Source organism: Pseudoalteromonas sp. R3 (genome assembly GCF_004014715.1).
Classification (GTDB): Bacteria; Pseudomonadota; Gammaproteobacteria; order Enterobacterales; family Alteromonadaceae; genus Pseudoalteromonas.
The window spans coordinates 1,288,901-1,301,999 of record NZ_CP034835.1; the positions used below are offsets into that span (position 1 = coordinate 1,288,901).

The 13,099-nt window shown below is 52.4% G+C and carries 12 protein-coding genes; 8 read left to right on the forward strand and 4 right to left on the reverse strand.

The features are described 5' to 3' along the window. Nucleotides 1-48: 48 nt before the first annotated feature. The 4 genes from ELR70_RS10475 to ELR70_RS25075 all read right to left on the reverse strand — a co-directional run bounded on the left by ELR70_RS10475 (nt 49) and on the right by ELR70_RS25075 (nt 5,669). Nucleotides 49-1,206 carry a tryptophan 7-halogenase gene (locus ELR70_RS10475; RefSeq protein ID WP_054016556.1) on the reverse strand — a complete coding sequence of 386 codons (1,158 nt, stop codon included), beginning with the start codon at nt 1,204-1,206 and terminating at the stop codon, nt 49-51. 11 nt (nt 1,207-1,217) lie between these two features. Then, nucleotides 1,218-4,337, reverse strand: a complete 3,120-nt coding sequence (locus ELR70_RS10480; protein ID WP_082353274.1) for a LodA/GoxA family CTQ-dependent oxidase — start codon at nt 4,335-4,337, stop codon at nt 1,218-1,220. A gap of 316 nt (nt 4,338-4,653) precedes the next feature. Next, nucleotides 4,654-5,166: a hypothetical protein gene (locus ELR70_RS10485; protein WP_054016557.1), complete on the reverse strand. Its 513-nt coding sequence runs from the start codon at nt 5,164-5,166 to the stop codon at nt 4,654-4,656. A 26-nt stretch (nt 5,167-5,192) separates the two neighbouring features. Beyond that, nucleotides 5,193-5,669 (reverse strand): hypothetical protein, encoded by a 477-nt coding sequence (locus ELR70_RS25075; protein WP_128064565.1) that lies wholly within the window; start codon nt 5,667-5,669, stop codon nt 5,193-5,195. Between the two features lie 318 nt (nt 5,670-5,987). On the opposite strand from ELR70_RS25075, the gene ELR70_RS10495 reads away from it, so the two are divergent. Genes ELR70_RS10495 through ELR70_RS10530 form a run of 8 tightly spaced genes read left to right on the forward strand, consistent with a single transcriptional unit; the run spans nt 5,988 to nt 13,099 of the window. Beyond that, on the forward strand, nt 5,988-7,121 hold the full coding sequence (locus ELR70_RS10495) for a hypothetical protein (RefSeq protein ID WP_128064566.1): 1,134 nt from the start codon (nt 5,988-5,990) through the stop codon (nt 7,119-7,121). 38 nt (nt 7,122-7,159) lie between these two features. Next, the gene (locus tag ELR70_RS10500; protein ID WP_128064567.1) at nt 7,160-7,342 is read left to right on the forward strand and encodes a hypothetical protein; all 183 of its coding nucleotides are present in this window, start codon (nt 7,160-7,162) and stop codon (nt 7,340-7,342) included. Nucleotides 7,343-7,383: 41 nt separating this feature from the next. Next, a complete protein-coding gene (locus tag ELR70_RS10505) occupies nt 7,384-7,710 on the forward strand; it encodes a hypothetical protein (protein WP_128064568.1) in 327 nt (108 codons plus the stop codon). Beyond that, nucleotides 7,710-8,318, forward strand: a complete 609-nt coding sequence (locus ELR70_RS10510; RefSeq protein WP_054016559.1) for an RAMP superfamily CRISPR-associated protein — start codon at nt 7,710-7,712, stop codon at nt 8,316-8,318. Before ELR70_RS10505 ends, ELR70_RS10510 begins: the two co-directional genes overlap by 1 nt. Continuing rightward, entirely contained in the window at nt 8,315-9,940 is a 1,626-nt protein-coding gene (locus ELR70_RS10515; RefSeq protein WP_054016560.1) for a hypothetical protein, read from the forward strand. Before ELR70_RS10510 ends, ELR70_RS10515 begins: the two co-directional genes overlap by 4 nt. Continuing rightward, complete coding sequence (locus tag ELR70_RS10520) at nt 9,937-11,394, forward strand: RAMP superfamily CRISPR-associated protein (protein ID WP_054016561.1); 1,458 nt, start codon at nt 9,937-9,939, stop codon at nt 11,392-11,394. Before ELR70_RS10515 ends, ELR70_RS10520 begins: the two co-directional genes overlap by 4 nt. After that, nucleotides 11,391-11,927 carry a hypothetical protein gene (locus tag ELR70_RS10525; RefSeq protein WP_054016562.1) on the forward strand — a complete coding sequence of 179 codons (537 nt, stop codon included), beginning with the start codon at nt 11,391-11,393 and terminating at the stop codon, nt 11,925-11,927. The genes ELR70_RS10520 and ELR70_RS10525 overlap by 4 nt, the downstream gene beginning before the upstream one ends. Continuing rightward, nucleotides 11,927-13,099, forward strand: a complete 1,173-nt coding sequence (locus ELR70_RS10530) for a TIGR03986 family CRISPR-associated RAMP protein (RefSeq protein ID WP_128064569.1) — start codon at nt 11,927-11,929, stop codon at nt 13,097-13,099. Before ELR70_RS10525 ends, ELR70_RS10530 begins: the two co-directional genes overlap by 1 nt.

Here is a 13,099-nt window from a genome sequence, read left to right on the forward strand (position 1 = left end):
AGGTGAGCAACCATAAAACGAACTTGAATTGCGAACCTCACGCCGGGCTCAACTGAGCTCGGCGTTTTTGTGTGTCTGGCGCCGTTGCCAATAGGGTGAATCGGGCCAGCGTTGTTCTTGTGCGTAGTAGTGGGTGCGATGAGTCAGATAGTGTTGCCAGATTGATTTAATCTGTGTCTGATGAAGGCGTGCAACCTCTATTGCAGCGCTGGCGTCGGTCAGGCCGTGCTCGGTTAGACTGTTGGCCAGTTGCATCGCGGTTGCCATGGCATTGAACATACCTTGAGACGATAAAGGGTCAAAGCTGCAGGCGGCATCACCCAGCGCAGCCCAGCGGTGTCCGGCAACTTGAGTCAGACAGGTACTGTTGGCAGAGACCACCTTATGCAGCTGTATGGTGCCCGATTGCTCAATACCCGGTGGGAGTAATGCCAGCAGCCCAGGTTGTATACGGGCCTGGCGGCAAAACTGAGCCAGGTCATGTTGCAGACCTTTTTCGAGCAGATCGCTGTCGGTTTGTAGCGCCAGGACGCGTCGCTGTGCTGGTAATTTAGCGCTATACCACCAACCATTTGGACTGGTTTCTATGTGTGCGAGTTGATTTGATTCATTACATGTCATGCTTGCCCATAGCGCTATTTGTTTATCCAGCACTTTGCGTTTCAGGCCAAGCTTAGTAGCAAATGCGCTGTGGCGTCCGGTTGCGTCAATAACGAAGTGACAGGGGACCGCGATGCTTTGCTGGTTGTCCTGTGCATGCCCTGAACCATGTGTTGCCAGATACAGCAGCCAGCCGTCGCTGCCTGGCTGCGCATCCAGTAATTTGGCGGGCCAGAGTGTCTCAATACCTTGTGCGACGACCTGCTCGCGCAACCAGTTTTCAAATCCGGCCCGATTGAGTTGCCAGCCCATGCCATCGGGATTACTGAGATTGTCGTTGACAACGCTTTGCTCAGCTCCCCAGCGGCTTTTTATGCCATAGTTTGGAATATGTAAATCCTGTTGCAGTTCAAAGCCCTTGAGCAGATTTAAGTTGCGCAAGATCCGCGCTGCAGCCGGCGGCAGGCATTCACCTATTTTTTCGGGACAGGCCGATTGCTTGTCAATCAACAATACCTGAAAGTGACGACTCAGCGCCAGGGCGGCAATACAGCCTGCCACCCCGGCGCCAACAATCGCAATCTGACAGTGTTTTACCTGTGTCATTGCGTATGGCCTTATTTCAAGTCCTTAGGGAAATTTACGGCAAAGCGGCTGACCTTTTCAATGACCCCGAGGTCGACCCGCGAGCGTGACGTTGCCATCACAGGTCGTGCCGCATCTCGGCCATCCGGGCTGGGTACCAGGTTGGCTGCCAGCTCAGCAATGGTTTGCAGCTTGCCCTGCGCTGTGGTTTCGGTTTCACTGGCCAGGCCTTTACGGTGGTCTTCAGCGGTGATCCCAACTTGCATGGTATCCGGCAGATCTGCATCGTCTGCTGCACCCGGTCGGCCTTGTACCACAGCCAGCTTATCGAAGTTGGTGATCATGCTGTTGATCTGTGCGGTATAGGTGGCGGGTTGACCATACAAGGGCAGGGCATCGAGCCAGTCGCTGCGGTAATTGAAAGCCTCAACTCGGGTTTGCGGATCCAGAGCCGGGTTGATGGCTTCTTCATAGCGCGCCACATTCAGGATGTTGTTCGGCACTCGTGCCGGCCAGAAGGTCGGTAGGTACGGGTCGTAATCAGGCGTGTAGCCATCGCGACAGCTGGCTGTGTCGGTTTGCCAGGGGATTGCCATCCAGCGTGTAATGCCGCCGGCAACCTGACCACCGAGGATCGGGCCCTGCGCCAGCGTAATGGTATCGCCGTTGATCTGGGCGCCATAATAGGTGGTGTCTTTACAGATCCCTTTATCGGCATGTTTAATTCGAAACGGTGCCATATACATGCCGGCAGTACGCATTGGCCAGGTCATTTCACAGCCTGGGTGGAAAGCGTCGGCCAGACAGAAATCTAATGCCCCTCGGGTCAGCATATCCGGTTGCTCCGCCACTGGCACTTTATCTATGTCGTCGGGTTCAGCGGCATGCGGGCAAATAGCTGGGTCTATATAGTCGGCGGTAAAGTCTCCTTCAACCCACTGGTCCAGGAAAGACAGTTGCAGTGCTGACAGTGTGGAGTGCTGACGCTCCGAACCTGTTGGTGGAATAGACAGCGCATCGCCATATAGCCAGGGCCAAAGCTGTGCGGCCTGCGCACCTGGCTGGCCATAACGGCGGAAATTGTTCGACAGGGTACGGCGCAGCTCTTTATAGGCGGGAGAGGGGTTACCCAGTTTTGCTTTCCACTCTTCACTGGTGTAGTTAAAAGGTGCTTTAAATCCAAATCCGGCGGCAAAGCCAGCGTTGACCCATTGCAAGTCGGTCATTCGCTCGAAAATGGGTAAAATATCGTGCTTAAAAGACGGACGGGCCGGTCGGGTTAGCATACCAGCGTTAACGGCAACAGAGCGCATAAGGTCCCACATAGTGCGCACGGATTTTTGCATTGGTGCATAATCAGGTGGTGCGCAGACCACCCAGGCCGGGTCAACCTGCAATTTAACGCCTTCATACTCAACCTCGGCGGTAACCGGACCATCAGAAATGTCGTCGTGCCAGCCCTGGTTATTAGCAAAGGTAATGGCAATGTCACCATTAATATTACGCGATACGCCATTGCCGCCAAGTACAATCAGGCGGCCCTGTTTATCTGACTTAAGCTCACCTAGGTAGACTTCCTCGCCCATAAACTCGCCCTGGAATTGCGGGCCCTCTTTCACTTTGGCTTTATTCAGCTTGTGCGTACCACCATCAATTAGCAGACGGTTGCGATCTGCTACATTATTGTTACGCAGCAGACTGGGCGGCGCGTCGGCGGCTTCCGGCACATCCAGCGCCAACTGAAATTCATACCAGGATGACTTCTGATTGGCCAGGTGTACCTGCCATTGAATCTTGGCGTTATCCATAGTCAGCTCTTTTACGGGCTTGCCCGCCGCGTTAAAGCCGTATATACGAAACTCAGCTGCCTGACGCTTAAGCTGGCCCTGGTCATCGCGATAGGCATCTTCTTCAAGTCGCGGCTTGGGGTTAGGTACCTGTGGGCCAATAAAGTACTCTTTACTGCTGCCTACTCGCATTACGCCAATGGGCGGGTAAATACCGGCACGGACAATACAATTGCTGTCTTCATCGCTGTTCGGGGTGAACTTTGGGTCGATGGCATTGGGTTCGTTCATCTGCTGGCCGTTGGCCTGGTGGCGGGTATTGGCACTGGCCTGATAAACGACTTTTCGGGCCTGAGCAATAGATCCCAGTGGCTCGTTTTCGGCCAGGGTTCGCCAGATATTGAAAGCCAGGTTGCGACCAAACTCGGCCTGGCCGATGGCACAGATATCTTGCTGCGGCAGTGTCAGGGTTGCAACTGGTTCGAACGGTGCATCCTGTTCTGGCCACACCACCATGGCGTTGTCGATTGGGAAGTCTTCCTCGGAAGCATTGGGTGGGCGACGTTGGATTTCAAACACAAACTTGGCTTCTCCCTGACGCAAGCGAATTTGCAAGTCCTCCGCCAGATAGTCATTCCCTTGTGCAGGTGAGCCCCGATAGGTATCAACCGGACGAATACGGTATTTAACGACATTCTGCTTGCCAAGTTTAAACGGCAGTATTGCCCAGTAGTGAGTACTCAGGCAACTGGCCTCGGGTTTGGTCATCTCGTCCAGTATGTCGGCTGTTTCTTTATTTTCGCTAAGGTAAGCCGGGTAGTCGCGGTCGATGACGCCGGCAGTGGTAAAGGCACACATTTGTGAGGCGTCGCGAACAAAGAAGCGGTCGATGTTCTGCATAATAAAGTCGACATTGTCGCTGTCACCCAGCAACTTTTTGCCTTTCACACCGAACAATTTGATCCCGACCCCTAAAGTGGTATGCAGATCTGGACTATTCGGCGTGGTATCGCTGGAAAAGCGCACCACACAGTCGTAACTGGCGGGGTTGGCAAATACGCCGGCCTGTAGCGCTTTATCGAGTTTGCTGTGGATCTCGAATTTACCATAGGCTATGCCGTGCTGCTTACGAAATACAGCGCGCTCTGCGGGCTGCTGCCCGCGTTCAATACGGGTTTTCTGGCCCATTTCCACAAACATTTCTTTCAGGCGCTGGGTTGCCAGTTCAATGGGTTGGAAGTCATCATCACCTGTCCAACATTTTACATTATTGGCCGTCGGTGCATTCTTCATATTCTTTTTCAAATACTTAGGGTTTACCAGTTCACCTTGTTGTTGCTTATTACGTTTTTTCTTATCGCTCATAACGGTTTCCGCTTAAAGTGTTTCCTTGTCAGGTAACTGCAATGACGAATGTATTAACCATCCGTCGTTTACCTGTCCCGACCGGGCAGGGGGATTTTGTGCCTGCCCTGTCTGAGTATAGCTGCGCCGATCAAGGCCCGCATAAACTCTAGATGCAAAGCTGCACGGTGACTATTACAGGGTGTTACGCGCAAAGGAAAGAGTTGATGAGTGCTGAATAAAGGGAGAGCAGGTATCGTGTGACAGCAGCGGTAAGCAGGAAGTGTCATTACCTGGCTGTTTGGCTGGCAATGACACGAGATGTAAGGGTGTCGAATTACCCCAGAATTGCACCTGTTTTGGCGTTGATGGTTAAAATGGCTTCTGTTTTTGGATCTTTGATTTTGGCAATTTCTTTGTTCACCAGTGCACTTCTGGGTACCTGAATTTTACTGCCTGTATCTGGGTTATGCACAATCAGGAATCGAGAGGCCTGCTGGGCAATTTCTTTGGCGCCCTGATTCTTCACAAAGTGAATATCCAGCGTCATACCTGCGGTGACCCCTGCGGTGGCCGATACGCGGAAGTTATTGATTTCGTACTGTGAGTTACTTACCAATAACTCAGCGTCAATGTCTTCAACGGTTTTGACCGAAGCTTTAGTAAATTCCTTCACTTTGGCCATCACAGAGATTTCTTTCAGGCTGCCTCTGGCATCGTTGGCTTTTTGTTTAATGGTCGCACTGAGCACATCGCCTTTTTCTTTTAAACTCACTTTTGGCGCTTCGTTGCTCTCTTCGCCTGTATTGGCAAAGTTTTTGGTTGCTGTGTCTTTTATTTTATTAAACATATTTTAATTCTCCTGTCCTTGTCTCTTTAAAAATCATCAACTTCCGTGACCATTACGTCGGCTACACCGTCAAAATCGGTATCGGCTATCACTGTATCAGCTTCGCCATCGCCATCGGTGTCCATGACCATCGTATCGATCACACCATCGCCATCTGTGTCCATAGCAATAGTATCAATCACACCGTCGCCATCAGCATCCACCGCTACCGCATCAACCAGGCCATCGCCGTCAGCATCAATCGCAACGGTATCAACTAACCCATCTCCATCGGTATCAACGGCTACCGCATCAATATAGCCATCGCCGTCGGTGTCCGCCGCAACCGTGTCTATGTATCCATCCCCATCTGTATCGATAGCAACGGCGTCAATATAACCGTCGTTATCACTGTCAATGACGACGCTGTCGACAATGCCGTCGCCATCTAAGTCAGCGGCAACACCATCACTGTAACCATCGCCATCTAAATCGACCTGATCACCCTCATAAATTTCGTCCATTTTGCGTTCCTTTTACTGCTTATTATTTCCAGTTATTCCATATTTAAAGCGCAATTATATGAATTGCGACACTTAATAAAGCATACAAATTATACAGATGCAACGCCTAGTATGTTGTTTTTTAAATAAATAATAATGCAGCTTATTGCAATAAAAGTTGTGTGGATATAGTGATGCCCCACACCTTTAGAGCTTAAACTCTAAAGCGACAAATTTGTCATCCCCTGTTTTGTGTGTAAACCGCTACCTTGTTGTTATGGCCGAATTTTGTGGGTTTCTCCCTGAAGTCGGCGGGTTTTCCATTCACAAGGAGCCGAGATGACTTATTGCTACTTATTTGAAGCCAGGTCGATCCAGCATTATCTGTTTCGCACCGGCAAACTGCGCGACGTGGTCGCCGCCAGTGAGCGGCTTGACCGCTTAATTGATTCCTCTGAACACAGCGTGCTCTATCAGGTGTTACAAGCTACGCAACTGCGCCACGATTTGCTGACTGAACACCCAGACCCCGACCCTCAGGTACGCTTTTTTCGCTGTAAAGGCGGTGCGTTTTATGCTTGCAGCGACGACAAGGAAACGCTGCAAACTTTGCGCGACAGTTGGACCTTAACTTTTGCTCAGCTTTATCCGGGGCTGGAATATTGTGATGCGCTGGCGCAGGGGCAAAGCGTTGCACATGCTAAACAGGCCGCGCTTTATTTATTGGCACAGGCGCGTAATTTTCAGCCTGCAAGCTTGCCGGTTGCAACAACCCTGTGTGCCCGGGCGCAGCGCACCGGATCGTTGGCAGTAAAGCTGCGCCACGAAGAGCTGGTGGACTTGCCCAGTTGGTACAACGAGCAGGCATATAATCACTGGGACCTGCGCGATAAAGACGGTGCGTTGCAGGCGCGCTTTAAACCGACCGGGGAGTTACTGGATCCCAAACTGGTTGACAAAATCGCCTTTCCTCTTGATCTGGAGTCTGAGTTCCCCTTAACCCCTCGCGCGACAGCAGATGACTCAGAGTCTGAGCTGCACATGGACATTGCACTGCTGCACATAGATGGCAATGGCATGGGCCAGGTGTTACAGGATCTGGATAAGGCTTTGAGTGGTGCAGGTGATGACGTGTATTGCAGCGCATTCAGGGATTTTTCTGAGGCTATGGCCACTGCCACACAACAAGCGGCTCAGCAGGCAACGTTGTGGCTCACCAAACGGGTATTGTCAGAGCAAGCAGAAAACAGCGAACTGACTGAGCTACTGCTGCCAATGCGCCCGCTGGTGCTAGGGGCGACGACGTTACCTTACTGTGCCGTGCTGACCTGGCTCTGGAATACACTGAGCAGTTTTGTGCGGCTTTTGAGCAAACGTCGCGGATTGCACTTAAACCAACCTATGAGGTTATCAAAGCGGCCAACGCTGAAAGCACATTTGGCGGCAAGCTCACAGCCAGTGCCGGGGTCTTAATCCAAAAGGCCAAACATCCTTTCACGCACAGCCATGAAATGACCGAGCAGTTGTGTAAACAGGCCAAGGTACTGACCAAGCAGGCCAATGGCACAGCGGCACTGGCCTTTGTTCAGGTCTCCAATACGGTCAGTGATGGACTAGATACTTTCAGGGCCCGTCATTTGAGCTGCACAGTGGTGAGGACGTTCTGCATACCAGCCTGGGTGCTTACCTGTTAAGTGAGTATGGGTCGTATCCGACCTTAAAAGCACTGAACGCTTTGTTTGATTTACTGGCACAGGCGTGCACACCTATGACGCTGAGTAAGTGGCGAGAGGTATTAACGTATCTTGGCATGGGCGACCTGGCTGAGGTGCAGCGCGTGATCTATCGCGACTTTGCGCTCAATGGCAACAAAGCACAGCAGCAAAAACTGGCGCAGGCTTTTGCGCAGCTCAGCGCGCGGGACAAAGAGCCACAGGAAAGCTGGCACTGGCAGGGCGAAAACGGCTGGGTTACGCCACTTAGCGACTTGATGGTGCTCGAAAAGCTCAATCGCCTGAGCGTGAAAAGTATTCAGGCAAAGCAACAACCGGAGGTGTCGTGATGACTTATGAACTGACCTTTACCTTACACAGTGACTGGCATATTGGCAGCGGTGAAGAGGGCGGCAGCTATGCCGATGCGCTGGTGGCCAAATCAGCACAAGGGTTGCCCTATATTCCGGGTAAAAGCATTAAAGGGTTGCTGCGTCATGCTTTTGAGACGGCTGCGCAGCATAACTGGTTTGGTGAACATGGCGAAGACGTTGCGACTTACCTGTTCGGGCATGAAGGCAAACAGGCCGAGTGCAGTCAGGGCGTGATCCAGCTCAGCAGTGCCGAACTTAGTAGGGCGGAGCAACAATTTTTGACTTTTCACAAGTCTCATCAGAAATACCTTTATCGGGTGCTTCAAAGTACTGCAGTCAACGAGCGTGGTGTTGCCAGAAACACCAGCTTAAGAGCCACGCAAGTTGTGGTCCCCGTTACTTTGGTGTGTGAGCTCACTTTTAATCATGAGCACCCCAACTGGGCGCGATTACAGACACTGCTCACTGAAGCTGAGCTGGTGCAGTGTATTGACGATGCGTTATTGCTGATCACTGAGCTTGGAGGTAAGCGTCAGCGTGGGTTTGGTCAGGTAACAGTGACCCTGAATAAGGAGGCGGCATGACCATTCAATATTTTGTGCTCACCACACTCGACCCCATTGTGGTCAGTGAAAGCAATGCAACCGTGAATAACCAGATGAGCCTGGACTTTATTCCCGGTAGTGCACTGCTGGGTGCGCTGGCGGGACGGCTGTATCGCGAACTGAGTGGCGAACAAAGCTGGGCGTTATTTCACAGTGGTACCTGGCGTTTTGGTCCGTGTTATCCGCTCCAGGATAACCGACTGGCGTTGCCTGTGCCATTGTCCTGGCATCATCAAAAGCATGCGCCGGTTGTGGAACCACAAACATCGCAGTTTGCAGAGCACATCACCAACCATGCTCACACAGGTTTTGTGCGCGAGGCGAATACCCAGTATGTGCAAATGAGTGCCGACTACGTAACTGCAGATGCGCAGCGGATCAGGGTAAGTCGCGGACAAAACACCAAGACGGCGCTTGAGTCTGAAACGGGTAAAGTAGCCCCAGGTCAGCTGTTTACTTACGGGCACATCGACCCCGGACAGCAGTTTGTGGGGTTTGTTGCCATGGATCCGCAAGACACTGAATTACAACAGCGCGTGACGAATGCCCTCAACGGTGAATACCGAATTGGCCGGGCACGCTCAAATGAATATGGCCGGGTGCGCATACAGACTATTGAGTATGCGTTGCCAGAAGCAAGCGATGCGCCAGACAGGCTGACGCTCTGGTGTTTAAGTGATTGCGCTTTTGTAGACGCGCAGGGGATGCACCATGTGATGCCCTGTGGAGAAGATATTCATCCTCAGCTTAAAGGTGCCAGCCTGGATACGCGCCATAGTTTTATTCGTGCCCATACCCTGAGCCGCTTCAATCAAAAGCGCGGCGGCTTTGACAGTGAGCAGCGGGTGATCACCCGTGGCAGTGTGCTGAGTTTTCGTTTATCCAGCGCAGTGCCCCGGCAGGTATTGCATGAGATCAGCCAAAACGGAATAGGGACAGACAAGCAATTTGGCCAGGGCTGGGTGATGGTCAATCCAGCGTGGGCAACACAGAGTAATCCGTGTCGCGAAGCGGTGTTCTGCTGTGATGACATCCCGACCTCCGGCGCGCAGTCACTTAGCGATGAAGCCATCAGCAACTTGTCAACGCCATTAATCGACTGGCTGCGCGCGCAAGGTACCCGAGAGCAACAATTGCGTGAGCGAGCCATGTGGGTTCGTGATCAGGTCACGACCTTGCTGACTTACTATCGTCAGGCACGCAGCTACAATCATGTGTTACCCAGCTACCAGGCTGGCCCGTCGCAGAATCAGTGGCGGCGTATTGCGGATTTGCTTAATCATGCCTCCGATGACTGGTTTGAGCGGGCGTTTGGTCGTGACGGCGTTGCCGACAAAGACAGCGGCCACATCTGCAAAGCCAGCAACGATGAATACGGCTGGGGCATTCGCTGGCAGGGCGTGGATGGTTTTACTCATTTTGCTGAAGCCAGCAAGTCGTTGTTTTGTAACGCTGATGGTTCAGCCATAGAGCTGGTACTGGCTCGCCAGCTGCTGGAGCAGATCTGCCGCTACGAATTGGCTACGCCCGGCGGGTTAAAGGACATGCAGGCACTGCTGGACAAGCAAAAGGCACAGAGTAACGAGGAGGTCACACAATGAAGCACTATTTATTAGCCAGATTACTGGTCAGTAATGTCGCGCCGATGGCCATAAGCTCAGGCGGACGTGAGCATAATTTTGATACGCAGCTGGCACGCGATGCCAATGGCTTACCTTATTTGCCCGCAACCAGTGTTACAGGGGTATGGCGCTCGTTAGTTTTGCGCGAACTGGGTAAAGCACAGTGCGATGCCATTTTTGGCAGTTCAGAACTGCGCTCGTCACTGACTGTCAGTCATGGTGTGGTGGTGGATAAACAGCATCAGCCAGTGCGGGCCTGTCAGAGCCAGCAGCAGCTGGAGCAGGATGATTACCTGGCCAGCTTGTTGCTGGCCAGGCCTCACCATCGCGAGCGAGTTGCCATCAACGACCGGGGAGTAGCCAAACATAACGCTAAGTTCGATCAGCTATTGTTGCCCGCCGGAGTCCGCTTTGTTCTGACGGTTAAGTATGAGTTTGACTCGGCGCACCTCGCGCAGAACGAAGCAAAGCGTTATTTTGCTCAGGTGCTATCTGTCTGGCAACAAAGGCAATTTGCACTGGGTGGCTCGACTCGCAACGGTTTGGGGCAAATGGCGTTGCTGGGGCTGGACGTTAAGCACGTACCGCTGCAAAAAACCCCCGAACATGACCCGCGCACGGCACTGCGTGCGTTTTATCAGCCAGACTGCAACCTCGCTGCACAAACAAAGCCGTTTTCAGAAGTACAAGATTGGCTGCCAGACGGCAAGTTACCCGCAGCCACCAGGGCGCTGTGCGAAATGACGGTAAAAGGGCTGGATTACTGGCGCTTTGGAGCCGGGGTGAGTCGACTTAAATCACCGGCTGAGGGGAGCGCAGCTCGTAGCCCGGATATTTTGTGTTACAGCGAGCCAAGGGTGACATGGGACGAATCGGGGCCACAACTTAAAGGTCAGCACGTGGTGCTGTGCGGCAGTGCCATTAAAGGCATACTGGCGCACCGGGTGGCATTTCATTATTGCCGCCTGAACAAGCTATACGCCGAAGCCCGAGCACAGGACAGCCATGAAGACTGGCAAAAACGCGTTGCCGGCGTGGATGAGTTGTTTGGCCACCTGGATGAGCAAGAACACGACAACTCATTTGCCGGCTGTCTGATGGTGGATGACTGCGAAGTGGTGTACCAGGCGAAAGATATTCAGGTGCGCAGCCACACCAGCCTGGACCGTTTTACCGGCGGGGTTCGCAAGGGCGCACTGTATACCGAAGAGCTGCTGTATCAGCCGACTTTGACCATACGAGTCTGGCTGGCTAATGAGGCCAGATTTAAGCAACTGGACACAACCACCAAACAAGCCCTCAAAGCCACCCTCAATGATCTTGAGCAGGGCTTACTGCCGCTCGGGGCTGGCAGCGGAAGAGGCACCAGCCTGCTGCAACCTGGCGCACAAAGCCGGGAAGATTCACAGATGTTAAAGGAGATAGCGCTATGAGCATAGCCGTGTATAACACCTTACGAGCGCAGCAGGGCAGCGCAAAGCGCCTTGGCAGTCAGCTCCCTGAGCTTACAGCAGCACGCCTGATAGTTGAGTCTCAGCTGGTTGATGCACAGCAGCTACAGGAGTCTGTGCAGTCGATAGAAGCAAACGCAGGCTGGGCAATGTGGCGCGATGCTCTGGTGCTGTGCACCACCCTGGACAGCGCGCGTCAGGATGTGATCGAAGGTCAGTGGTGTAACGAGCAAGTGTCGCTAAGCGCCCGGCTGGTGGCACCACAGCAGTATCGGCTGGTGCGCATGCACAGCGAGACAGACACAGGCGCAGATCAGGTATATCGCGATCAGCGTGTATTGTTGCGCGACGGCCTTGACGAACAGCATGCCATTTACCGGCTGTGGTACCAAAAACAAAACACCCCCTTGCTGAGTGAAACCGCAGAGCCCACAGAGCAGTGGGCCTGGCGCCCGGTGGCACAGCAATTTATGGGCTGGCACACAAGCCAGGCCTTACAGAAGGAGAACAGCTAATGGCCCAGGTACATGCCCCTTATCACTTTGTGCCCCTGTCTAAGTGGGTGTATATGCCCGACTGGGCACATCTGGTGAGCCACGACGTGCCGTTTGAGAACGGCCTGAGCGGCACCATTGATTATACGCTGGTGAACCAAACGCCCCTGTGCGTTGGTCAGGAACACGTAAAACAAGACAACGCCCCGACCGGGGTAAAATGGGCCAGAGATCCTCAGAACAACCCGATCATCCCCGGCAGCAGTATTAAAGGGATGCTGCGCAGCGTGCTGGAAATCGCCAGCTTTGGAAAGTTTGGACAGGTGGATAATAGCCACCTGTCCTATCGCGATGTGTCTAGCCACAGCGAATATTTGGACACGGTCAGCAAAAAAAGCAAAGTCGAAGCAGCCTGGTTGCGGTTTGATACCGACAGGCAAAAGTGGCAATTACACCTGTGCCAGTTTGCTAAGGTCAGACACGGACTTATTCAATCCCAGTTGGGGGTGGCGCTGAAGAACGAAGAACCAGCAACCGTTAAATATGGCAAGTTTCCACTGACAAAGGAGGTTTTTGTTACGCCCTATAAGAAAACCATTAAGGGCAAAGACTTTTACTGGGCGGACGATCTGAAAGAAGGTAAATACAAGGCGCATATGGTGTTTTGTAATCATCGGGTTTTTGATGCAACCAGAGCGGACCCGATAGATTATGATTTTAGTTATTGTTTTTACGGAGAGCATAGGCCGGTATCCGTAGCTGATAGCATTTTGGAAGAGCTGGTTCAGAAGTGTTTTAAAAGCCACGATGAAAAGCAGGTGAACTATTTGCAAAAGCATGCCCATGCAGAGTTTGGGATGCCGGTGTTTGCTTTGCTCGATAAACAAGGGAAAACACTGAAATCACTGGGGTTGGCCAGAATGCCCCGGTTAATGTATCAGCACGATTTTCATAGTTTGGCCCAAAACTGGCAGAAAGATGCCTTGAGCGAGCATGTATTTGACCTGGCAGAATGCATGTTTGGCACACTCAGAGACAAAGGACTCAGTCTGAAAAGCCGGATCAGCTTTTCGGATGCAAGGCTAGCTAATAAAACCAAGAGCGAAATGTCACCTGTGGTGACCCTGGGTGGCCCAAAGCCGAGCTTTTTAGCAACTTATGTTGAACAAAAGAAGGCAGTAATGAGTACATAG

Bases quoted from the DNA above. Each gene is read 5' to 3' on its own strand.
- ELR70_RS10485 (WP_054016557.1), bottom strand. From the start codon at position 5,166: ATGTTTAATAAAATAAAAGACACAGCAACCAAAAACTTTGCCAATACA.
- ELR70_RS10495 (WP_128064566.1), top strand. From the start codon at position 5,988: ATGACTTATTGCTACTTATTTGAAGCCAGGTCGATCCAGCATTATCTG.
- ELR70_RS10515 (WP_054016560.1), top strand. From the start codon at position 8,315: ATGACCATTCAATATTTTGTGCTCACCACACTCGACCCCATTGTGGTC.
- ELR70_RS10510 (WP_054016559.1), top strand. From the start codon at position 7,710: ATGACTTATGAACTGACCTTTACCTTACACAGTGACTGGCATATTGGC.
- ELR70_RS10520 (WP_054016561.1), top strand. From the start codon at position 9,937: ATGAAGCACTATTTATTAGCCAGATTACTGGTCAGTAATGTCGCGCCG.
- ELR70_RS10475 (WP_054016556.1), bottom strand. From the start codon at position 1,206: ATGACACAGGTAAAACACTGTCAGATTGCGATTGTTGGCGCCGGGGTG.
- ELR70_RS10525 (WP_054016562.1), top strand. From the start codon at position 11,391: ATGAGCATAGCCGTGTATAACACCTTACGAGCGCAGCAGGGCAGCGCA.
- ELR70_RS25075 (WP_128064565.1), bottom strand. From the start codon at position 5,669: ATGGACGAAATTTATGAGGGTGATCAGGTCGATTTAGATGGCGATGGT.
- ELR70_RS10500 (WP_128064567.1), top strand. From the start codon at position 7,160: ATGACCGAGCAGTTGTGTAAACAGGCCAAGGTACTGACCAAGCAGGCC.
- ELR70_RS10530 (WP_128064569.1), top strand. From the start codon at position 11,927: ATGGCCCAGGTACATGCCCCTTATCACTTTGTGCCCCTGTCTAAGTGG.
- ELR70_RS10480 (WP_082353274.1), bottom strand. From the start codon at position 4,337: ATGAGCGATAAGAAAAAACGTAATAAGCAACAACAAGGTGAACTGGTA.